The sequence below is a fragment of the Streptomyces sp. NPDC007901 genome, assembly GCF_042959465.1.
In the GTDB taxonomy this organism is placed as follows: domain Bacteria; phylum Actinomycetota; class Actinomycetes; order Streptomycetales; family Streptomycetaceae; genus Streptomyces.
On sequence record NZ_JBIBKW010000002.1, the window covers coordinates 659,631 to 681,492 of the forward strand.

Genomic DNA, 21,862 nt, shown 5'->3' on the forward strand with positions numbered 1-21,862 from the left:
GTCCGGCGCAGGCCGCCGAAGCCTGGGAGGCCCCCTCGGGCCGAGCGGTGTGAGGGGGCCGTGGGGGATGGTGCCCATGTGCGAGGGCGGCGGACAGGCCAACGTGACGGTCATCGAGCGGTTGTGAACGGGACGGTCATCGAGCGGTTGTGAGTCGTGCCGTGGTCTGCTCCGCCTCCTTCATGATCCGTTCCACCAGCTCCGCGCACGACGGCAGGTCGTCGATCACTCCGGCGACCTGCCCGGAGGCCATGACGCCGAGATCCGTTCGGCCGTCCACCATCGCCGACCTGAGCAGCATCGGGGTGTTGGCCGCCAGCAGCAGCTGACTCCAGGACAGGTCCTTGCCGTGGCGGAGGGCGAGTCCCTCGCGGAGCGTCTGCCGCCAGGTGAGTCCGGAGAGTCTCCGGAAGGCGGCCGCGTGGCGTACGGCGCGCAGCAGTCGGCGGGTTCGGCCGGTGTTCTCCAGCGAGTCGACGAGCGGGGTCCGCAGCATCCGGTGCGGCAGTCCGTCCACCGCCTGGGTCACCGTGACGTCCTTGACCGTCGCCGCCAGATATCTCGCCTTCACCGCGTCCGGCACCGTCGAGTCCGAGGTGAGCAGGAACCGCGTCCCCATGGCCACCCCCGCGGCCCCGTACGCCAGCGCCGCCACCAGCCCCCTCCCGTCGAAGAACCCGCCCGCCGCCACCACCGGGATCCGCACCGCGTCCACCACCTGCGGCAGCAGCACGCTCGTCGCCACCTCGCCGGTGTGCCCGCCGCCCTCACAGCCCTGCACGATCACCGCGTCCGCGCCCCAGGCCGCCACCTTCTCGGCGTGCCGCCGCGCCCCGACGGACGGGATCACCACCACCCCCGCCTCCTTCAGCTCGGCGATCAGTTCGGCGGAGGGGGCGAGGGCGAAGGACGCCACCCGCACACCCCCGTCGATGATCAGCCGGACCCGGTCGCCGGCGTCGGCCGCGTCCGCCCGCAGGTTCACCCCGAACGGGGCGTCCGTACGGCACCGCACCTCGGCTATCGCGGTCCGCAGCTGGTCCAGGGTCATCGTGGCGGAGGCCAGGATGCCGAGGGCTCCCGCGTTGGCCGTGGCCGAGACCAGCCGGGGTCCCGCCACCCAGCCCATCCCCGTCTGCACGATCGGATGCCGGACCCCGGCCAGCCGGGTGAGCGCGGTCTCCATCAGCCCGCGACCTCCTTCGTCCGCGCCCCGGCCGGATCCAGCACCTCGCGGATCAGCCGCAGCTCCTCCTCGCTCGGTTCGCGGGTGTACGGCACCTCGTCCGGGACGGTGAGCTCGAACTCCGTCGCCTCCCGCACCTGGTCGACGCTCACCCCCGGATGCAGCGCGGCCAGCCGCATCGAGCGGTCGGGGGTCTCGAAGTCGAGGACGCCCAGGTCGGTGACGACCCTCGGGACGCGGTGGAAGCGTTCCGTGCCCGGGTGCGCCGCGACCCGGTCGTATCCCACCCCGCACACCATGTCGACCTTCGTCACGAACACCCGCCGGGAGTGCTTCGGGACCCAGTAACTCGTCGGGTTGTTGAGGGTGTTGAGCGGGGCGCCGCGCACCCCCAGCAGCTGGCGGCGGGGCTGCGCCCAGTCGCCGATGCAGGAGATGTTCTGGTTGCCGTACCGGTCGAGCTGGCTCGCGCCCATCATCACGTGCCGGCGCCCGCCGGACACCAGGGCGAGGTGCTGCCGGTAGGGAAGCCAGCCCTCCGGGGTCCCGTCCGGGCGGACCAGCATCGCCTCGCCGTCGGTCAGCAGCAGGTCCGGCGCGAAGGTGAGCCGGGCCAGCCGGGCGCCCAGGGAGGGGATCAGGCCCATCGGGCTCGCCAGGATCTCACCGGAGCCGCGCCAGGCCTCGGCGCAGGCGACCACGCAGTACTCGGAGCGCAGTACGTCCATCAGCCCTGCTCCTCCTGCCGGTTCCGCACCGCCGAGCGGTAGGCCTGTTCGTCCCCCGCCAGGAACCGGTCGGCGAACTCCGCCCACGGGGTGGTCGCGTACAGCCGCTGGAACTCCTCGTCCCGGCCGTAGTCGGGCGCGCAGGAGGTGAAGTGCGCGCCACCGGGAGCCTCCACGACCCCGGTCACATCGAGCCGCCTGACGAGCAACGACTGCGGCGGGGCCTCCTTCGTCAGCTCGGCGGTGTCCACGATCCGTTCGCAGGAGACATAGGCCGCGTCCGCCGCCTGGCAGAACAGGTCGTCGAAGTACGGGTCGGGGCCCAGGTACTGCCCGTTGCCCAGCCGGTCGGCGCGGTTGACGTGGACCAGCGCCGCGTCCAGGCGCAGGGCGGGCATCGCCACGAACGTCTCCCCGTCGTCGTACGGCGAAGTGACGGTCCGCAGGCCCGGGTTGACCCGCATCACGTCCGAGCCGATCCCGGCCCGCACCGGCAGGAAGGGCAGCCGGCCCGCGGCCGCGTGCAGGCCCCACATGAACATGCCCTCGTCGACCTCCATCAGCTCGAACGCCCCGCGTTCGCGCCCCGCCCGGTAGTGCGGTTCCAGCGGCACGGAGTCGAGGGTGACGAACGCCGTCACCAGCTTGCGCACCCGGCCGGCGGCGACCAGCATCCCGACGTCCGGGCCGCCGTACGAGACCAGGGTGAGATCGCCGATGTCGCTCCGGAGTAGCGCTCTGACCAGGGACATCGGCTTGCGCCGGGAACCCCAGCCGCCGATGCCGAGGGTCATGCCGCTGGTCAGCCGGGCGACGACCTCGTCGGCGGTCATCGTCTTGTCAGTCATCTGTCGCGGCCTCCTTCCCGAAGGTGTCGCGGACCCGGTCGGCCACCCCGCTGAGGGCGGCCTCGAAGGTGAAGCCCTGTTCGAAGCGGTAGCTGCGCCGTACGTCGACGGGGTCGATGCCGTTGATGGCGGCCTTGGCCAGCCGCAGCAGCCGGCCGTCCTTGGCGGCGATCTCCCGCGCCAGCTCCAGCGCGGCCGACAGCAGTTCCTCGCCCGGTACGACCCGCCACACCGAGCCGTGCGTGTGCAGCTCGGCCGCGGTCGCCGTGCGCGAGGTGTAGTACAGCGTCCGCATCAGATGGGGCGGGACCAGCCGGGCCAGATGCGTGGCCGCGCCCAGGGCGCCCCGGTCCAGCTCGGGCAGCCCGAAGACGGCGTCCTCGCTCGCCACGATCGCGTCCGCGTTGCCCACCAGGCCTATCCCGCCGCCCAGGCAGAAGCCGTGCACCGCAGCCACCACCGGGGTCTCGCACTCGTACACCGCGGCGAAGGCCGCTGCGCAGCCCCGGTTGGCGCCGAGCAGTGCGTCGCGCCCCTCCGCCTGTATCTCCTTGATGTCCACACCCGCGTTGAAACCGCGGCCCCGCGCGGCCAGCACGACACACCGGTTGCCGGGGTCGCGGCCCGCCGCGCGCACCGCCTCCGCCAGCGCGAACCAGCCGCGCACCGGCAGTGCGTTCACCGGCGGATGGTCGACGGTGACGAGCGCGACTCCCTTTTCCGGACACGAGGTGGAGACACCCATGGACGCATCAGCTACCTTCGCACTCAGCTGCCTTTCCACCAAACATTTGTTAGGTGTGAGGCTTCGAAGCTAGCAGCCGGTGCGGACGAGCGGGAGGCCCTGTGGATAACTCGCTGAGCGGCAGAACGGTCGTCGTCACCGGCGGTACCAGGGGGGTGGGCGCCGGGATCGCCCGGGCCTTCGCCGAGGCCGGAGCCCACGTCGTGGCCTGTGCCCGCAGGCCGCCCGGACAGCACCTGGACGGCGTCGAGTTCACCCCCCTCGACCTGCGCGACCCGCCCGCCGTACGCGCCTTCTTCGACGCCCTGCCCCGGGTCGACGTGCTCGTCAACAACGCGGGCGGCACCCCCTACCGGCGGCTCGCCGACGCGGACGCCGAGCGGCACGCCCGGGTGATCGAGCTGAACCTCCTCACCCCGCTGACCGCCTCCCTGGCCGCGTACGAACACCTCCGGCGGGCCCGCGGAGCGGTGCTGATGATCGGCAGCGTCAGCGGCGCCCGCCCCTCGCCGGGCTCCGCCGCCTACGGCGCGGCCAAGGCGGGGCTGGAGAACCTCGCCCGGTCCATGGCGGTGGAGTGGGCGCCGGACGTCCGGGTCAACACCCTCGTGGTCGGCATGGTCCGCACCGAACTGGCCGACCTCCACTACGGCGGCCAGGACGGCATCGACGCCGTCTCCCGCACCGTCCCGCTCGGCCGCCTAGCCGCCCCGTCCGACATCGGCGCCGCCGCCGTCTTCCTCGCCTCCGACGCGGCCGCCTACATCAGCGGGGCGAGCCTGCTCGTGCACGGCGGCGGGGAGCGGCCCGCCTTCCTCGACGCCGCAACTGCCAACAAGCCGTCCGACCAGGAGGACTGAGATGAGCGGAATCTGCGCGGGCCGGGTCGTCGTCGTCACCGGCGCCGGGCGCGGGCTCGGCCGGGCCCACGCGCTCGCCTTCGCCGCCGAGGGCGCCCGGGTCGTCGTCAACGACCTCGGGGTCGGCCTCGACGGCGGACCGGGACCGGACAGCCCGGCCGGGGCGGTCGTCGACGAGATCCGCGCGGCGGGCGGCGAGGCGGTGGCGCACGGCGGCGACATCGCGACGGCCGCCGGTGCCGAGTCGCTGGTGGCGGCGGCCCTGGAGGCGTACGGCCGCCTCGACACCCTCGTCAACAACGCGGGCTTCCTGCGCGACCGCATGCTCGTCAACCTCGGTGAGGACGACTGGGACGCGGTCATGCGGGTGCACCTCAAGGGCCACTTCCTGCCGCTGCGGCACGCGGCCGCGCACTGGCGGGCCGAGGCCAAGGCGGGCCGCACCCCGGTGGCCCGGATCGTCAACACCAGCAGCGGGGCGGGCCTGCTGGGCTCGGTCGGACAGGGCAACTACAGCGCCGCCAAGGCCGGCATCGTCGGCCTCACCCTGGTCGCGGCGGCCGAACTGGCCCGCTACGGCGTCCAGGTCAACGCGATCGCCCCGGCCGCCCGCACCCGGATGACCGAGCGGGCCTTCGCCGAGACCATGGCCGCTCCCGGCACCGGCTTCGACGCCATGGCGCCGGACAACGTCTCCCCGCTCGTGGTCTGGCTGGGCTCCGCCGCGAGCGCCGGGGTCACCGGGCGGGTGTTCGAGACAGAGGGCGGCCGGATCACCGTCATGGAGGGGTGGCGGCCCGGACCGACCGCTGACAAGGGGGCCCGGTGGACCCCGTCGGAGGCGGGGGAGACGGCGCTGAAGCTGCTGGCCGAGGCGGCGGTGCCCGGGGCGGTGTACGGGGCGTGACCTGTGGCGGAGCCTAGGTGTCGCACTCCAGTACCGTCCGGCACAGCGAGCACCGGGCCCGGACCCGGCCCCGCACCGGCACCCTGATCCGCTGGTGGCAGGTCGGGCACGGGAACGAGACGCGCAGCCGGCCGCCGCTGTCGGGGCTGAACGCGTAGGGGGAGCCGGGCTGCGGGGACGGCGCGGCGGGCGCGTGGCGGCGGTCGCGGGCGTAGCGGCGGCGGCCCGCCCACCCGGCCGCGCTCAGCGGCGGCTGCTCCTCGTCCTGGCGGGCCCGGGCCATGCCCTTCTCGTACGCCGTGTAGGCCTGCGGGCTGGTGAACCACACGGAGGGGTCCTCGTGGAAGACGAGGGAGCGCTTGGCCAGGACGTAGCCGAACTCCTCCGGGGTGAGATAGCCGAGCTTCTGGGAGGCCTCCCCGTGCTCCCGGAAGGCGTCCAGGAGCAGCCAGCCGGCGCCCAGGTAGGTGGTCGCCGTGTCCGTGAGGATCTCGTTCTCCCGGGTGCTCGGGAAGGACAGGTCCAGGCGGTGCAGATAGACGTGCATCACCTCGTGGGCAAGGGCCGCGCCGATGTCCCTGCGGTGGGTGCGGAAACGGTCGTTCAGTTCGACGAAGTACTCGGGGCCCGCGGTGAGTTCGACGTTCGCCGCGTGGGTCATGTCCTTGAAGCCGACGATCATGCGGGCGTCGGGCAGGCGGAAGTGCCGGACGATCTCGCGGGCGACGCGCTGGGAGCCGAGGTGGAGGTCGTCGGTGTCACAGAAGGCGACGTCGGCGGGGGCGACGCTGGTGGCGAAGGTCTGGACGGTGTCGTACGAGAGGCGGCGGTACAGGGCGGTGATGGCTGCCCGCACGGTGTCGAGGTGCGGGTAGCCGTGTTCTACCGGGCCGCCGTTCGCCACGCCGCTTACCCCCACAGACGTCGGCTGAGCTTTCTTTCACAGTATGCGAGGGACGGGGGAAATCGGGGGGCGGAAGGCTGTCGGATGTCTGCGGGCGGGCGGGGGCTTGTCGTGCAGTTCCCCGCGCCCCTAAAGGGGCGCCAATCGCACCGTTCGTTGATCAGTCCCCTGGAGTTCCAGGAGCCACACCTCGTTCTCGCCCTCCCTCAAGATCGGGCCCGGCACGTACAACGACTCCTGCGGGCCTGCCGACCAATAACGCCCCAGGTTGAAGCCGTTGATCCAGACGAAGCCGCGGGTCCAGCCGGGGAGTTCCAGGCGGGCGTCGCCGGCGTCGTGGACCGTCACCGTGCCCCGGTAGAGGCCGGGGGTGCCGTCCTCCGGAAGGGGGCCGAAGGGCACCGCGTCGACGCCGGTGTCGAAGGCGTCCAGGTCCAGGCCGCGTGCGCGTACCCCGTGCAGGAACTGGCGTTCGTGGAGGAGGCCGCCGGTGATGCCCTTCGGCTCGCCGGAGCGGGGGCCGTAGTTGACGCGGCCCAGGGACTCCACCCAGAGCGTCACGCGCGCGGGGCCCGCGATCGGCTTCTTGAGCTGGGGTTCCTCCTCGGTGAGGATCCCGGCCCGCTCCCCGTCGACGTGGACGACCGCGAGGTCGCGCAGGCCCCGCGCGGTGAGCGGGTACGGCTGGCGCGGGCCCGGGACGTCCACCTCGTAGCGGACCAGGCCCCGGGCGATGTCCAGTTCCTCGAAGGTGGGCGGGACGGCGTGGACGCGTTCCGGGGTGCCGAGGGCCTCCATGACGGCGGTCAGGGGGGCCCAGCCGGTCGCCGTGACGTCCGTCGCCGCCTCCAGCACGGCCGGTGCGGGCGGCAGTTCGGGCAGGGGGCCGTCCTGGTACTCGGCGAGCTCCTCGCGGAAGCGCCAGAACTTCTCGGTGGGGCGGCCGTACTCGTCGATCGGCGCGTCGTAGTCGTACGACGTCACGTCCGCCTCCAGCGGCCCCTCGTGCAGTTCGCCGCCGGGGCGGTTGGCGCCCGCCCAGCCGGCGAAGTTGGTGCCGCCGTGCGCCATGTAGACGTTGACCGACGCCCCGCACTCCAGGATCTCCCGCAGGGCCGCCGCCGCGTCCTCGGCGTCCCGTACGACGTGCTCGCCGCCCCAGTGGTCGAACCAGCCGCACCAGAACTCCATGCACATCAACGGGCCGTGCGGCTGGTGGCGACGGAGCGTCTCGAAGGCCTCGCGCGCGTGCGAGCCGAAGTTCACCGTGGCGAGCAGACCGGGGACGGAGCCGCCGGTGAGCATGTGGTCCTCGGGGCCGTCCGAGGTGACCAGCGGCACCGTGACGCCCTCGGCGCGCAGCAGGCCGGTGAGGTGGGCCAGGTAGTCGGCGTCGGAGCCGTAGCTGCCGTACTCGTTCTCGACCTGCACCATGATCACGGGGCCGCCGCGGTCCAGCTGCCGGGGCACGACCTCGGGCAGCAGACGGCGGAACCAGCGGTCCACGTAGCGCAGGAAAGTCTCGTCACGCGTGCGCGCGCGGGCGCCCAACTCGCCCGTCACCCAGTGCGGCAGGCCGCCGTTCTCCCACTCCGCGCAGATGTACGGCCCCGGCCGCACGATCGCCCACAGGCCCGCCTCCCGCGCGGCGTCCAGGAATCGGCCGAGCGCCCGCACGTCCTGGAAGGCGCCGGGGTGCGGCTCGTGCAGGTTCCACGGGACGTACGTCTCCACGCAGTTCAGCCCCATGGCGCGCAGCAGCGCCAGCCGGTGGCCCCACTGCTCCTCGTGCACCCGGAAGTAGTGCAGCGCGCCGGACAGCAGCCGCACCGGCCGGCCGTCCAGCAGGAAATCCGTTTCGCCCACCGTGAAGTCGCTCATACGCTCACTTTGGCCTGCTGGCATGTGCCGAGACCATGGACAAAGATCGGCAGCACTTGGACGAAAGAGCCGACGAGAAGGAGCGGGCAGTGTCGGGAGGGGCGCCGGTCTTCCGCACCTGGATGCGGTTCTTCACACCCGGCGCCGTCCATCAGCGGCTCGGCCTGGTCTGCTGGGGCGTCGGCCTCCAGCACGGCGCGGTGCCCGCCGTCGGCCCGCGTCTGCTCAACCACCACGTCGCCGTGGTGATCAGTTCGGGCCGGGGCTGGTACCGCACGCCCGACGGGCGCGGCACCGCCGTCGTCGCACCCGCCCTGGTGTGGCTCACGCCGGGCGTCCCGCACCACTACGGGCCCGATCCGGACAGCGGCTGGGACGAGGCCTTCGTGACGTTCACCGGGCCCGACACCGCGACCTACACGGAACTCGGCTACATCGAGCCCGAGCGGCCCGTGGTGCCCCTCGCGGACGCCACCGGCCCCCGGGACGTCATCGCCCGGATCGTCCGGGCCGCCCGGCAGGGCAACCCCCTCCTGGAGGTCGAGGCCGGGGCCGCCGTGCACGAGCTGCTCGTCGCCCTGCGCCGTGCGCGTGCCGACCTCGCCCCCGACGGCGACCCGGTGCTGCACGCCCTCGCCCGCGACGCCTGCACCGGCATGACCGTCGCCGACCACGCGGCCCGGCACGGCATGACCCCCGCCGAGCTGCGCACCGCCGTCCGCCGGGTCGCCGGGTGCAGCCCCAAGGACTATCTGATCGGCATCCGGCTCGGCCGCGCCCAGGAACTCCTCGCCACCACCGAACTCTCCGTGGCCGCCGTCGCCCGACGCGTCGGTTACGACGATCCGGCCTACTTCTCCCGCCTGTTCACCCGCCGGGTCGGCACGGCCCCCGTCCGCTTCCGCGCCCAGCAGGGCCGGGCCGTCCCCGACGACTGGAACGACGGCCTCCAGGAGGACGGCGCACCGGGCCCGCCGGTGGCCGAACCCGCCGACGGCCCTTAGGGATCACACCGCCGCCCCCCTTAGGGTTGACGCCCATGACCACCAGCAACACCGGTACCGGTGACGTCGACCCCGCCGTCCGCGAACAGCTCGGCCGGCTGCGCGACAGCATCGACAACATCGACGCGGCCGTCGTCCACATGCTCGCCGAACGCTTCAAGGCCACCCAGCAGGTCGGCCGCCTCAAGGCGGTCCACCGGCTGCCCCCGGCCGACCCCGCCCGCGAGGCCCGGCAGATCGCCCGGCTGCGCGCCCTGGCGGAGAACGCCAAGCTCGACCCGGCCTTCGCCGAGAAGTTCCTGAACTTCATCATCGCCGAGGTGATCAGGCACCACGAGTCCATCGCCGAGGACACGGTCAACAGCCGGGAGACCGGCGGACACTGATCCGGGGCACCCGCCGCACGCCTCGCTGAGCGTCCGGCACCGCCGTGCGACCCCCGTGCGGTGACCAGGCGCTCGAACAGGTGCTCCAGCCGTGGAGGGGCGTCCACCAGCAGTGTCTCGCCCCGGCCTGCGGATCCCGGCCGGACATAAGCCGCGTACCGCTCCCACCCCTGTGCGTTGTCGGTGTCATCGGGCAGCATGGCCCGCATGTCCGTACTGACTCGCGACGAAGCGCAGAGCCGCGCCGAGCTCCTCGACGTCCACCGCTACACGATCGACCTCGACCTGACCACCGGGGACGAGACCTTCGACTCCCGTACCGTGATCAGGTTCACGGCCCGATCCGACGGCGACACCTTCGTCGAGATGAAGCCCGTCGAGCTCCGCGCCGTCACCCTGGACGGACAGCCCCTCGACCCGGAGACGCTGGACCAGGACCGGCTGCCCCTGAAGAACCTCACCGCCGGGGAGCACGAGCTGCGCGTGGACGCCACCATGCGCTACTCGCGCACCGGCGAGGGCATGCACCGCTTCACCGACCCGACGGACGACGCGACGTACGTCTACACCCAGCTGTTCATGGACGACGTGCAGCGGATCTTCGCCGCCTTCGACCAGCCCGACCTGAAGGCCGTCTTCGAGCTCACCGTCACCGCTCCCGAGGGCTGGAGCGTCCTCGCCAACGGGATCACCGAGCACCTCGGCGAGGGTCGCTGGCGGGCCGCCGCCACCCCGCTGATCTCCACCTACCTGGTCGCCGTCGCCGCCGGCCCCTGGCACTCCGTGCGCACCGAGCACCGCGGACTGCCCTTCGGCATCCACTGCCGCCGCTCCCTCGCACCCCACCTCGACGCCGACGCCGAGGAGATCCTCGACATCACGCGCGCGTGCTACGACCGCTACCACGAGAAGTTCGAGGAGCCCTACCCCTTCGACTCCTACGACCAGGCGTTCGTCCCCGAGTTCAACGCCGGCGCCATGGAGAACCCCGGCCTGGTCACCTTCCGCGACGAGTTCGTCTACCGCTCCGCCGTCACCGACACCGAGCGGCAGACCCGCGCGATGGTCATCGCCCACGAGATGGCCCACATGTGGTTCGGCGACCTCGTCACCCTGCGCTGGTGGGACGACATCTGGCTGAACGAGTCCTTCGCCGAGTACATGGGGTACCAGACCCTCACCGAGGCCACCCGGTTCACCGACACCTGGGTCGACTTCGGGGTCTCCCGCAAGGCCTGGGGCTACGACGCCGACCAGCGCCCCTCCACCCACCCGGTCGCCCCCGAGGCCGTCGACGACACCGCCGCCGCCCTGCTCAACTTCGACGGCATCTCCTATGCCAAGGGCGCCTCCGCCCTGCGCCAGCTGGTCGCCTGGATGGGCGAGAAGGACTTCCTGGCCGGCATCAACATCCACTTCCAGCGGCACCGGTTCTCCAACGCCACCCTCGCCGACTTCATCGACTCCCTCGCCGCCGCCACCGAACGCGATGTGCACGCCTGGGCCGACAGCTGGCTGCGCACCACCGGGGTCGACACCCTCACCCCGGTCCTCGCCGCCGCCCCCGACGGCACCCGCACCCTCACCGTCGAGCGCGCCGGCAGCCGCCCGCACCACATCCGCGTCGGCGTCTACGACCAGGACCTCGCCGACGAGGGCCGGCTCACCCTGCGCGAGCGCATCGACCTCGACATCCCGCAGAGCGCCCCGCAGCCCCTCGGCAAGCGCCCCGCGCTGCTCCTGCTCAACGACGGCGACCTGACCTACGCCAAGGTCCGCTTCGACGCCGAGTCGGCGCAGACGATCCGGGCCGGCCTCTCCGGCCTGCCGGACCCGCTCACCCGCGCGGTGGTGTGGAACGCCCTGCGGGACGCGGTCCGCGACGGCGAACTCCCGCCTTCCGCCTACCTGGAGACCGCCCGCGCCCACCTCCCGCACGAGACCGACCTCGCTCTGGTCCAGGGGGTGCTGGCCTTCACCGCGGTGTATGTCGTCGACCGGTACCTCCGGCCGCAGGAGCGCCCGGCCGCGCTCGCCACCGTCTCCGCCCTGTGCCGCGACTTCATCCGGCGCACCGAGGACGGCGACAACCCCGGCCTGCGCCTGATCGCCGTACGGCACTTCATCCGCGCCGCCGCCCAGCCCGACACCATCGCCGCCTGGCTGGCCGAGGGCACCGTGCCCGGCGGGCCCGAGCTCGACCCCGAGCTGCGCTGGCGCATCCTGGGCCGGCTCGCCGTGCTCGGCGCCGCCGACGAGGACCGGATCGCCGCCGAGCTGGTCCGCGACCCCAGCGCCAGCGGCCAGGAGGGCGCCGCCCGCTGCCGGGCCGCGCTGCCCGACCCGGAGGCCAAGCGCAAGGCCTGGGAGGCCATGTTCGCGGGCGACGAGCTGTCCAACTACCTGTTCACGGCCACCGCCGAGGGCTTCTGGCACCCCGAACAGGCCAACCTGGTCCGCGACTACGTGCCGCGCTACTACCAGGACGCGGTCGCCGTGGCCGCCCGGCGAGGCCCCCGCATCGCCACGGTCACCGGCCGGCAGGCCTTCCCCGCCCACGCCGTCGACGCAGAGAACCTCGCCCTGGGCCGGGCCTGTCTGCGCGACGCCGAGCCGGTGACGGCCCTGCGCCGCCGTCTGATCGACGAACTCGACGACCTGGAAAGGGCGTTGCGCGTCCGCGAGGCGTAGGAGGGCGGTTTCCGGACGACTCGGGCGCGGCGGGTCCCGGCGACCGGCCGCCGCTCCTAGGCTCGGTGCCCAAGAGCACTGAGTTGAGGGAGAGATCCGTGATCGCAGTGACCGGTGCCACCGGCAACGTCGGCCGTGCCCTCGTCGAGCGGCTCGTCGCCGGCGGGCAGCCCGTGCGGGCGCTCACCCGTGACCCGGAGCGGGCCGGGCTGCCCGACAAGGCCGAGGTGGTGAGGTTCCGGCCGGACGACCAGGCCGCCCTCTTCGAGGGGGCGACCAGGCTCTTCCTGTACGTCCAGGGCGCCGGCGGCCGGATGCCCGAGCTCCTGGACGCGGCCCGCACGGCCGGGGTGCGGCACGTCGTCCTGCTCTCCTCCGGAATCATCCAGGAGGGCGCCGACGAGACCCACCCCATCCACGTCATGCACGCCACGGCCGAGCGGCAGATCCGCGACAGCGGCCTCGCCTGGACGTTCCTGCGCCCCAACGCGTTCGCCACCAACGCCCTCCAGTGGGCGCCCCAGATCCGCGCCGGGAACACCGTCCGCGGTGTCTTCGCCGGCATGCTCACGGCCCCCATCCACGAGGACGACATCGCCGCCGTGGCGGAACGCGCCCTCCTGGACGACGGCCACGAGGGCGCGGCCCACCGCCTCACCGGGCCCGCCGCCACCACCAACACCGACCAGATCGCCGCGATCGCGCGGGCCGTCGGCCGCGAGCTGGCCTTCGTCGAGGTGAGCCCGCAGGAGGCGGGACCGCTGCTGTTCCCGCAGACTCCGCCGGAGCTGGTCCGTGGCCTCCTGAAGACGTTCGAGGCCACGGTCGGCGTGCCGCCGGAGATCACCACCACGGTCGAGGAGATCACCGGCAGCCCGGCCCGCACCTTCGCGCGGTGGGCCGAGGACCACGCGGCCGACTTCCGCCCCTGACCGTCAGCGGGCCGGCCGCAGTTCCGCCCGGCGCACCCCGCCCTCCCGCGGTCCCGTGCGCCGGTTCCCGACCTCGGCCGCGGTCGGTGCCGCCGTGCCCAGCGTGAAGCCCAGGCGCTCCAGGAAGCACTCCCCGGAGCGCCACCCCGGCGGCACGCTCGCCGTCACCAGGGACACCCCCTCGGCATGCGCGAGCAGCGACTCGGCCAGCGCCCGCCCCAGACCCCGGCCCCGCGCCCAGGGCGCCAGCAGGAACAGCCCCACCGCGACCGCGCCGGGCGCCGGATGGTTCCGTACGGCGTCCACCAGGCCCGAGACGACCCCGTCCCGCTCCAGCACCAGCAGCACCTTGTCCGCCGGGTCGGCGCCCTCGGGCAGCCCGTAGAACAGGCTCTGCACATCGCCCGGTCCCGACGGCAGCCCGGTCGCCGCCACGAACCAGTCCTCGCATGCCTCGAACAGCTCCAGGAGCGGCACCTCGTCCGAGGGCAGCGGCTCCCGCACCACCACCCGCTCACCGGGCACGTCGATCATCCACGCGTCCATCACCCGGTCGACGTTAATCCCGGTCAGCCCCCGCCTCAACGCCCTTCCGGCACTTCGCCCGAGCGCCCGGCGCGTGCCCCGGGCGCGCCGCCCCGACAGGTTTTCCCCGCACGGCAGTACCCACTTTCGGGTTCCGATCGTTGGGCTTTACGGGCGCGCGGACCCAATCCCGTACAAGCTGGAACTCACCCTGCGGACACCCCCTTTCGGCCAGCGCCCCGAGGAGAGCCCATGAGCACGCCGCCCCTCGCATCCGGACCCCAGGGACCCGACGCCCTGCGCCCCTTGCTGGACACCGTGCTCGACGCGCTGCGCGAGGGCGGCCGGGCGCGCGGCGGTCCGCTGCCCGCGGGCGGACCGCAGGCGGTGGCCGAGCGGGTGGCGGACGCGGTGGGGGACGTCCTCCCGGACGACGGCGAACCCGGCGCCCTGCGCACCCTGGTGGCCGCGCTCGCCGAGGGCGCCGCCGACCCGGCCGACCCGCTGTGCGCCGCGCATCTGCACTGCCCGCCGCTCGCCGTCGCCACCGCCGCCGACCTCGCCGCGAGCGCCCTCAACCCCTCGCTGGACTCCTGGGACCAGGCCCCGGCCGCCTCGGCCCTGGAAGCCATGGTCACCCGTACCCTCGCCCACACCATCGGCCTCTCCGACGCCGTGGTCACCTCCGGCGGCACCGAATCCAACCAACTCGCCCTGCTGCTCGCCCGCGAGGCCCTTGGCGGCGGCGCCCGGCTGGTCTGCGGCGCCAACGCCCACCACTCGCTGCCGCGCGCCGCCTGGCTGCTCGGCCTGCCCGACCCCGTCGTGGTCCCGGCGCCGAACGGCACCCTCGACCCGGCCGCCCTGCACGACGCCCTCACCCGCCTGCCCCGGCCCCTGGTCGTCGCCGCCACCGCCGGTACCACCGACGCCGGACTCATCGACCCGCTCCCGGAGATCGCCGGCCTGTGCGCGGCCCACGGCGCCCGGCTGCACGTCGACGCCGCCTACGGGGGCGGCCTCGCCTTCAGCGACCGGCACCGGGAGAAACTCGCGGGCCTGGAGCGCGCCCACACCGTCACCCTCGACCTGCACAAGCTCGGCTGGCAGCCGGTCGCCGCCGGCCTCCTCGCCGTCTCCCGCCCGGCCGAGCTCGGCGTGCTCCACCACCACGCCGACTACCTCAACGCCGACGACGACACCGAGGCCGGCTACCCCGACCTGCTCGGCCGCTCCCTGCGCACCACCCGCCGCCCCGACGTCCTCAAGATCGCGGTCACCCTCAAGACCCTGGGCCGCAGCGGACTGGGCTCCCTCGTCGACCAGGTGTGCGCACGGGCCCGGGAGTTCGCGTCGCTCGTCCACGAGCACCCCGGCTTCGAGCTCTACGACCGCCCGGACATCAGCACGGTGCTGTTCCGCCCCGCCGGAGCCACCGACGACGAGGTGGCCGACGTACGCCGCAGGCTGCTGCACGACGGCCGGGCGGTCCTCGGCCGGGCCCGGCTCGACGGCCGGCTCTGGCTCAAGGCCACCCTCCTCAACCCCCACACCCGGCCGGACGAACTGGCCGTCCTCCTCAAACTCGTCGAAGGAACCACCCTCAGATGACCAACCCCCCACGCCACGAGCCGGAAGCACCCCGCGACCTGGTCGGCATCGGCATCGGACCGTTCAACCTCTCCCTCGCCGCCCTCGCCCACCCGCTCGCCGAACTCGACGCCGTCTTCTACGAGCAGCGCCCCGGCTTCGACTGGCACCCCGGACTGCTGATCGACGGCGCCACCATCCAGGTCCCGTTCCTCGCCGACCTGGTGACCCTCGCCGACCCCGCCAGCCCCTGGTCGTTCCTCAACTACCTCAAGGCCCGCGACCGGCTCTTCCCCTTCTACTTCGCCGAGCGCTTCCACATCCAGCGCGCCGAGTACGACGCCTACTGCCGCTGGGTCGCCGAGAACCTGCCCGGACTGCGCTTCTCCCACCAGGTCGACGCCGTCCGCTGGAACTCCGAACGGGACCTGTTCGAGGTCGACTTCACCCAGCTCGACGCCGACGGGGAGGCCGAGGCCCTCGGTCGTACCTACACGAGGAACGTCGTGCTCGGGGTCGGGACCATCCCCTACGTGCCCGATCCGCTCAGACCCCTGGTGGAGTCCCCGGGCGTCCCGGTCGTCCACGCGGCCGACTACCTCGACCACCGCGAGGCCTTCCTCGCCGCCGAGCACGTCACCGTCGTCGGCTCCGGGCAGTCCGGCGCCGAGGTCTTCCTCGACCTGCTGCGCCACCGTCCCGCGGGCCGCGAGAAGCTGCACTGGATCGGCCGCAGCGAGGCGTTCGCGCCCATGGAGTACTCCAAGCTCGGTCTGGAGCACTTCACCCCCGACTACACCCGCTACTTCCACGCCCTCGGCGAGCCCGTCCGGGACCGGCTCGTCGGCTCCCAGTGGCAGCTGCACAAGGGCATCGACACCGACACCATGGCCGCCATCCACGACGAGCTGTACCGCCGCACCCTGCACGGCGGCTGGCCCGACGCCGTCCTCACCCCGGGCGTCCAGGTCCGTACGGCCGGACGCATCGCCACCACCAAGGTCGAACTCCACCTGGAACACGTCCAGCAGGGCACCCGCTCCCGGCTCGCCACCGACGCCGTCGTCCTGGCCACCGGCTACCGCGAGCGCCCCCTCGGCCGGCTGCTCGCCGGACTCGACCCCTATCTGCGCCGCGACAGCAGCGAACGCCCGCGCGTGGACGAGGGGTTCCGGCTGGTCCTCGACCCGTCGGTGACCGGCTCGGCGTACGTCCAGAACGCCGAACTCCACACCCATGGCGTCGGCGCTCCCGACCTGGGGCTGGCCGCCTGGCGCAGCGCCACCATCCTCAACTCCCTGACCGGCAAGGACCCCTACCCGCTGCCCGCCCGTACGGCCTTCACCAGCTTCGGCCTGGAGCGGCCGGAGGAGCGGGTCCCGGCGCAGCAGCAGCCGAGGCAGCTCACCCCGCTGGTCGACTGAGCGAAGGGCGCCGGCCCCGCGGACCGGCGCCCTTCGAACGCCTTGGAACATGCGAACGCCTCAGAACACCGGAGTGCCGTTCCGCGTCAGCGCCCAGTCCACCGACGCGAAGTCCTTCGGGTCGAGCACGCCCTTGGCGGTCACCCACTCCGCGATCCGGGTGCGGATCTCCGTCGACTCGGACCACAGCTCCTTGGCCGAGGCGACGTACGGGAACGCCCCGCCGCCGTTGGCCCGGTAGTTGTTCACCGCCAACACGAACTGCTGGGTGTCGTCGAGAGCGGCACCACCGTAGGTCAGGTTCTTGATGCGCGACCCGGCCGCCTGGGCGATGTCGATCTCGTAGCGGAGGCCCGAGACGTAGTCGTAGTTGTAGTCCGGACGGCTGTTCGCGTTGGTCAGCTTCTCCACGTCGACGGCGGCGTCAGCGGCCGTCTGGACGAAGTACTCCGCCGAGTACTCCAGGTACGCGCGGATCTGAGCGCCCGTCATCAGCTTGGCGACCAGCGTGTTGTCGTACACGTACAGGCTCGACAGGTCCCGGATGGTCACGTTGCCGGCCGGGATCTCCGAGGTGCGGGAGAACGGCGAGGCCTGCGCGATCACCGGCAGCGCGGCGTACCCGGTGCCCGCCAGGGCCGCCTTGACCACGTCCTCCTGGACCTTGGTGATCAGGTCGATGATCGGGGCGTCCTGGTAGCGGGCGTCGACCGTGGTGAGGGTCTCGGTGGCGGTGCCGACGACCTGGTTGACGTACGCGACGACCTTGGCGTGCTCGTCCGACAGCATCTTGGTGATCTTCGGGTCGTCGGCCACGGTGTTGGAGTTCAGCAGCGAGGCGGAGACCGACTCGACCTCCCACCTGCCCTTGCCGAACACCAGCTCGATGTCGAAGAGGGTGAGGCGCTCGGCGTAGCACAGCGGCTCGGAGAGGACGACGGTCCTGCCGGTCGCCTCGTTGGTGACCTTCAGCTCCGGGATCTCCACATGCGCGTGGCCGACCAGGATCGCGTCGATGCCCGGCACCTGCCTGGCGACGTTCGCGGCGGCGTTCTCGACGTACGGCACCTGGTCGCCGTAGGACGAGGTGCCGGAGGAGCCGGAGTGCGCCGAGACCACGACCACGTCGGCGCCCATCGCCTTCAGCTTGGGCACCCACTTCGCGGCCTGCTCCTCAAGACCGGGGAAGGCCAGCTTGCCCTGGACATAGGCCTTGTCCCAGATCGCGATGCCCGGGTTGGTCAGACCGAGGACGGCGACCTTGACCGGCGGGGCGCCCGGCACGTGGAACTTCTTGATGAAGTACGGCGGGAAGGCGGGCTTCAGGGTCGTGGCGTCGACCGCGTTGGCGCCGAGCAGCGGGAAGTGAAGCTGGTCCTCGAACTTGCGCAGGGTCTCGATGCCGTAGTTGAACTCGTGGTTGCCGAGCGCTGCCGCGTCATACCCGATCGCGTTCATGGCCTGCGCCATCGGGTGCACCGGGCCGCCCTTGGCGGTGATCGGGTCGACCTTGGCGAAGTAGTACGTCAGCGGGGTGCCCTGGATGGTGTCACCGGCGTCGAGGAGCAGGGTGTTGCAGCGGCCCTTCGCCTCGCGCACCTGGTTCACCAGGGTCGAGATGCGGGCCAGGCCCATCGCGTTGCCGGCCTTGTCGGAGTACTCCGCGTCCTTGAAGTAGTCCCAGTTGAAGACGTGCCCGTGCAGGTCGGTGGTGCCCATGACGGTCAGCGCGTACCGCTTGGGCTGCTTGGCGGGCTTCGCCGAAGCCTGGGCGGCCTGCGCCGGAGCCGCCGCCGCGCCGGCGACCGCCACTCCCGCTCCGGTCGCGGCGGACTTCTTCAGGAACTTCCGGCGGTTCAACGGCATGTCTTGATCTCCTCGGGATTCGGTCAACGACGCGCGTAGATTCTGTCCTGGGCATGACTGACGGCAACAGGTCGGGGAGGTTGCGATCTGGTGACCCGGACTGTTAACTCCGGTGCGCACAAGCGGGGATGACATGACAGAGTGGGGCGTATGACCTCAGAGGAGCGCCCCTCGGCCGGCACCCCCGACGCCCCGCTCCTCGTCGTGCGCGGCGAGGCCGAGCTGGAGGTCGAGCCGGAGCTGGCCCGGATCGGCGTGCTGGTCAGCGCCCGGGGCCGCGACCGCCGCTCGACCCTCGACGACCTCACCCGCCGCAACACCACCGCCCTCGACCTCATCAAGTCGTACGGCGACGTGGTGGAACGGCTGTCGACGGGTGCCTTCTCCATCGCCCCCGAGTTCACCGAGCGCGGCCGGGGCGAACGGGTGCGCAGTTATCACGGCCGGGTGCAGCTCACCGCCGAGTTCGCCGACTTCACCGTGCTCGGCGAACTGGTCACCCGGCTCGCCGACCTGGAGCTGACCCGGGTCGACGGCCCCTGGTGGTCGCTGCGCCCCGACTCACCCGTGCACGGCGAGGCCCGTCGGCGGGCGGTCGCCGAAGCGGTGCAGCGGGCCCGGGAGTACGCGAGCGCCCTCGGCACCTCCCTCGCCGCCCTGATCGAGCTCGCCGACACCGGTGTGGAGGGCCCGAGGCCGCACCGGCCGGCCTTCGCCGCCGGAGTCCGCAGCAGGGCGGCCGCCGACCTGCGCGAGCCCGCCGAACCCCTGGATCTCGAACCTCCGCAACTGCGCGTGACCGCTCAGGTCAGCGCGCACTTCACCATGGCGCCGCCGGAGCTGTGATCCCGGTATCGGCAATGCCGCATTCAGCACATGCGAGATGCTCATCGGAGCGGCCTGTCGCACAATTCAACACTTGTCAATAGGCCTTCACGCAAAGGTTGTTGGGTCGTCATGTACGACCAATTCTCTACCCGCCGGTAAGGCCTAGGCTCGAAGCATGCGCCGAGCAAAGATCGTTTGTACTCTGGGGCCCGCCACCGACTCGTACGACCAGATCAAGGGCCTGGTCGAGGCCGGCATGGACGTCGCCCGACTCAACCTCAGCCACGGCAGCTACGCCGAGCACGAGGAGCGTTACCAGCGGGTGCGCAAGGCCTCCGACGAGTCCGGTCGCAGCGTCGGGATCCTCGCCGACCTTCAAGGCCCGAAGATCCGGCTCGGCCGCTTCACCGAGGGACCCGTACTCCTCGAACGCGGTGACACCTTCACCATCACGGTGGAGGAGGGCGCCGAGGGCGACCGCCGGCAGTGCGGAACGACGTACTCCGGCCTCGCCGGTGACGTCACCCCCGGTGAGCGCGTCCTCGTCGACGACGGCAAGGTCTGCCTGGAGGTCACCCATGTGGACGGCCCCCGGGTGCACACCACCGTGGTCGAGGGCGGCATGGTCTCCGACCACAAGGGCCTCAACCTCCCCGGTGTCGCCGTCTCCGTCCCGGCCCTCTCCGAGAAGGACGAGGCGGACCTGCTGTGGGCGCTGCGCACCGGCGTCGACGTGATCGCCCTGTCCTTCGTGCGCAGCGGCAGGGACATCGAGGACGTCCACCGGATCATGGACGAGGAGGGCCGCCGCCTCCCGGTGATCGCCAAGGTCGAGAAGCCGCAGGCCGTCGAGAACATCGACTCCATCGTGGCCGCCTTCGACGGCATCATGGTCGCGCGCGGCGACCTGGGCGTGGAGATGCCGCTGGAGCAGGTGCCGATCGTCCAGAAGCGCGCCGTCAAGCTGGCCAAGCGCAACGCCAAGCCGGTCATCGTCGCCACCCAGATGCTCGACTCGATGATCGAGAACTCCCGCCCCACCCGCGCCGAGGCCTCCGACGTCGCCAACGCGGTGATCGACGGCACCGACGCGGTGATGCTCTCCGGCGAGACCAGTGTCGGCAAGTACCCGATCGAGACCGTCCGCACGATGGCGAAGATCGTCGAGGCTGCCGAGGAGGACATCCTCGCCAAGGGCCTGCCGGAGCTGACCGAGAGCAACAAGCCCCGCACCCAGGGCGGCGCGGTCGCCCGGGCCGCCGCCGAGATCGGCGACTTCCTGGGCGCGAAGTTCCTGGTCGCGTTCACCCAGTCCGGAGACACCGTCCGCCGGCTCTCCCGCTACCGCTCGCCGATCCCGCTGCTGGCCTTCACCCCGGAGCCGGCCACCCGCTCCCAGCTCAACCTCACCTGGGGCGTCGAGACCCTCCTCGGCCCGCACGTCGACTCGACGGACAAGATGGTCGACCAGGTCGACGAACTGCTGCTGAAGTACGGACGCTGCCAGAAGGGCGACATCGTGGTCATCACGGCGGGCTCCCCGCCCGGTGTCTCCGGCTCGACCAACATGGTCCGCGTGCACCACATCGGCGAGGACGACAGCCCCAAGTGACGAGCGAGGGCCCCTCCGTCCGGCGGAGGGGCCCTCATTCACGTCTTTTTATTGTCTTCTTATCGCGACCTTGGAATCCAAGGAAAAGTGCCCCGGGTCGGACTCGAACCGACACTGTACGGGTTTTGAATCCGTTGCCTGCTGCCAATTGGGCTACCGGGGCTCGAAGAATCCAAGGTGATCCCCGACCCTCCGCGCGTCCACCATACCGTAGCTAGGTAGGCTCTTGTCAGCAGTACCCATGCCCTGAACGAGGAGCCGCTGTGACCGCCGCCGAGTCGCCCCAGCCAGTCGACGCACCCGACGACGACAAGTCGCACGTGCCTCCGATGACGACCCGGGTCGTCATCGCCGAGGACGAGGCCCTGATCCGGCTCGACCTCAAGGAGATGCTGGAGGAGGAGGGCTACACGGTCGTCGGCGAGGCCGGTGACGGCGAGCAGGCCGTGGAACTCGCCCGCGAGCACCGCCCCGACCTGGTCATCCTCGACGTCAAGATGCCCAAGCTGGACGGCATCTCGGCGGCCGAGAAGATCGCCGAGGAGTCCATCGCCCCGGTCCTGATGCTGACCGCCTTCTCCCAGCGCGACCTGGTGGAGCGGGCCCGGGACGCCGGCGCGATGGCCTACCTGGTCAAGCCGTTCAGCAAGAGCGACGTCGTCCCGGCGATCGAGATGGCCGTCTCCCGTTTCAGCGAGCTGAAGCAGCTGGAGGCCGAGGTCGCCGACCTCTCCCAGCGCCTGGAGACCCGCAAGCTCGTCGACCGCGCCAAGTCCGTCCTCCAGACCGAGTACGGCCTGACCGAGCCGGCCGCCTTCCGCTGGATCCAGAAGACCTCCATGGACCGCCGCATGTCGATGCAGCAGGTCGCCGAGGCGGTCATCGCGGACAGCGAGGAGAAGAAGTCCAGCAAGGGCTGACGCGATGCGTGCGTACGTAGGCCCG

At 72.1% G+C, this 21,862-nt stretch carries 19 protein-coding genes and 1 tRNA gene; 11 read left to right on the forward strand and 9 right to left on the reverse strand.

Annotated elements, in window-relative coordinates:
- Positions 1-136: 136 nt before the first annotated feature.
- From ACFZDK_RS08755 to ACFZDK_RS08770, 4 genes are read right to left on the reverse strand one after another with little or no spacing between them, the layout of a single operon-like run.
- Positions 137-1,186: a nitronate monooxygenase gene (locus ACFZDK_RS08755; protein ID WP_390971137.1), complete on the reverse strand. Its 1,050-nt coding sequence runs from the start codon at positions 1,184-1,186 to the stop codon at positions 137-139.
- Entirely contained in the window at positions 1,186-1,914 is a 729-nt protein-coding gene (locus ACFZDK_RS08760; RefSeq protein WP_390971139.1) for a CoA-transferase, read from the reverse strand. Before ACFZDK_RS08760 ends, ACFZDK_RS08755 begins: the two co-directional genes overlap by 1 nt.
- Positions 1,914-2,762, reverse strand: coding sequence for a CoA-transferase (locus tag ACFZDK_RS08765; RefSeq protein ID WP_390971140.1), 849 nt, complete (start codon positions 2,760-2,762; stop codon positions 1,914-1,916). The genes ACFZDK_RS08760 and ACFZDK_RS08765 overlap by 1 nt, the downstream gene beginning before the upstream one ends.
- Complete coding sequence (locus ACFZDK_RS08770) at positions 2,755-3,507, reverse strand: enoyl-CoA hydratase family protein (protein WP_390971142.1); 753 nt, start codon at positions 3,505-3,507, stop codon at positions 2,755-2,757. Before ACFZDK_RS08770 ends, ACFZDK_RS08765 begins: the two co-directional genes overlap by 8 nt.
- A 101-nt stretch (positions 3,508-3,608) precedes the next feature.
- On the opposite strand from ACFZDK_RS08770, the gene ACFZDK_RS08775 reads away from it, so the two are divergent.
- Both ACFZDK_RS08775 and ACFZDK_RS08780 read left to right on the forward strand, forming a co-directional pair.
- On the forward strand, positions 3,609-4,367 hold the full coding sequence (locus tag ACFZDK_RS08775; protein ID WP_390971144.1) for an SDR family oxidoreductase: 759 nt from the start codon (positions 3,609-3,611) through the stop codon (positions 4,365-4,367).
- Position 4,368: 1 nt separating this feature from the next.
- Entirely contained in the window at positions 4,369-5,274 is a 906-nt protein-coding gene (locus ACFZDK_RS08780) for an SDR family oxidoreductase (RefSeq protein WP_390971146.1), read from the forward strand.
- A 13-nt stretch (positions 5,275-5,287) separates the two neighbouring features.
- On the opposite strand, the gene ACFZDK_RS08785 is transcribed toward ACFZDK_RS08780, so the two are convergent.
- Both ACFZDK_RS08785 and ACFZDK_RS08790 read right to left on the reverse strand, forming a co-directional pair.
- On the reverse strand, positions 5,288-6,178 hold the full coding sequence (locus ACFZDK_RS08785) for a hypothetical protein (RefSeq protein WP_390971148.1): 891 nt from the start codon (positions 6,176-6,178) through the stop codon (positions 5,288-5,290).
- A gap of 129 nt (positions 6,179-6,307) precedes the next feature.
- A complete protein-coding gene (locus ACFZDK_RS08790; protein ID WP_390971150.1) occupies positions 6,308-8,059 on the reverse strand; it encodes a beta-galactosidase in 1,752 nt (583 codons plus the stop codon).
- 122 nt (positions 8,060-8,181) lie between these two features.
- On the opposite strand from ACFZDK_RS08790, the gene ACFZDK_RS08795 reads away from it, so the two are divergent.
- From ACFZDK_RS08795 to ACFZDK_RS08810, 4 genes are all read left to right on the forward strand, one after another.
- A complete protein-coding gene (locus ACFZDK_RS08795; protein WP_390971595.1) occupies positions 8,182-9,063 on the forward strand; it encodes a helix-turn-helix domain-containing protein in 882 nt (293 codons plus the stop codon).
- A gap of 35 nt (positions 9,064-9,098) precedes the next feature.
- Positions 9,099-9,449, forward strand: coding sequence for a chorismate mutase (locus tag ACFZDK_RS08800; protein WP_390971152.1), 351 nt, complete (start codon positions 9,099-9,101; stop codon positions 9,447-9,449).
- A gap of 207 nt (positions 9,450-9,656) precedes the next feature.
- Positions 9,657-12,140 (forward strand): aminopeptidase N, encoded by a 2,484-nt coding sequence (gene pepN / locus ACFZDK_RS08805; protein WP_390971154.1) that lies wholly within the window; start codon positions 9,657-9,659, stop codon positions 12,138-12,140.
- Between the two features lie 98 nt (positions 12,141-12,238).
- Positions 12,239-13,072 carry an NAD(P)H-binding protein gene (locus ACFZDK_RS08810; RefSeq protein WP_390971155.1) on the forward strand — a complete coding sequence of 278 codons (834 nt, stop codon included), beginning with the start codon at positions 12,239-12,241 and terminating at the stop codon, positions 13,070-13,072.
- A 3-nt stretch (positions 13,073-13,075) separates the two neighbouring features.
- On the opposite strand, the gene ACFZDK_RS08815 is transcribed toward ACFZDK_RS08810, so the two are convergent.
- Complete coding sequence (locus ACFZDK_RS08815) at positions 13,076-13,606, reverse strand: GNAT family N-acetyltransferase (protein WP_390971157.1); 531 nt, start codon at positions 13,604-13,606, stop codon at positions 13,076-13,078.
- Between the two features lie 243 nt (positions 13,607-13,849).
- Between ACFZDK_RS08815 and ACFZDK_RS08820 the strand changes: the two genes are divergently transcribed.
- Positions 13,850-15,208 carry an aminotransferase class V-fold PLP-dependent enzyme gene (locus ACFZDK_RS08820; protein WP_390971159.1) on the forward strand — a complete coding sequence of 453 codons (1,359 nt, stop codon included), beginning with the start codon at positions 13,850-13,852 and terminating at the stop codon, positions 15,206-15,208.
- Positions 15,205-16,611: a SidA/IucD/PvdA family monooxygenase gene (locus ACFZDK_RS08825; protein WP_390971161.1), complete on the forward strand. Its 1,407-nt coding sequence runs from the start codon at positions 15,205-15,207 to the stop codon at positions 16,609-16,611. The genes ACFZDK_RS08820 and ACFZDK_RS08825 overlap by 4 nt, the downstream gene beginning before the upstream one ends.
- A 60-nt stretch (positions 16,612-16,671) precedes the next feature.
- Here ACFZDK_RS08825 and ACFZDK_RS08830 read toward each other — a convergent pair whose 3' ends face one another.
- Positions 16,672-18,477 (reverse strand): 5'-nucleotidase C-terminal domain-containing protein, encoded by a 1,806-nt coding sequence (locus ACFZDK_RS08830; protein ID WP_390971163.1) that lies wholly within the window; start codon positions 18,475-18,477, stop codon positions 16,672-16,674.
- Between the two features lie 150 nt (positions 18,478-18,627).
- Between ACFZDK_RS08830 and ACFZDK_RS08835 the strand changes: the two genes are divergently transcribed.
- Both ACFZDK_RS08835 and pyk read left to right on the forward strand, forming a co-directional pair.
- Positions 18,628-19,323: an SIMPL domain-containing protein gene (locus ACFZDK_RS08835; RefSeq protein ID WP_390971165.1), complete on the forward strand. Its 696-nt coding sequence runs from the start codon at positions 18,628-18,630 to the stop codon at positions 19,321-19,323.
- A 157-nt stretch (positions 19,324-19,480) separates the two neighbouring features.
- Positions 19,481-20,917 (forward strand): pyruvate kinase, encoded by a 1,437-nt coding sequence (gene pyk, locus ACFZDK_RS08840; protein WP_390971167.1) that lies wholly within the window; start codon positions 19,481-19,483, stop codon positions 20,915-20,917.
- 88 nt (positions 20,918-21,005) lie between these two features.
- On the opposite strand, the gene ACFZDK_RS08845 is transcribed toward pyk, so the two are convergent.
- A tRNA-Leu gene (locus tag ACFZDK_RS08845) sits at positions 21,006-21,080 on the reverse strand.
- A 100-nt stretch (positions 21,081-21,180) separates the two neighbouring features.
- Between ACFZDK_RS08845 and ACFZDK_RS08850 the strand changes: the two genes are divergently transcribed.
- Complete coding sequence (locus ACFZDK_RS08850) at positions 21,181-21,837, forward strand: response regulator (RefSeq protein WP_390971169.1); 657 nt, start codon at positions 21,181-21,183, stop codon at positions 21,835-21,837.
- The last annotated feature ends 25 nt before the right edge of the window (positions 21,838-21,862 follow it).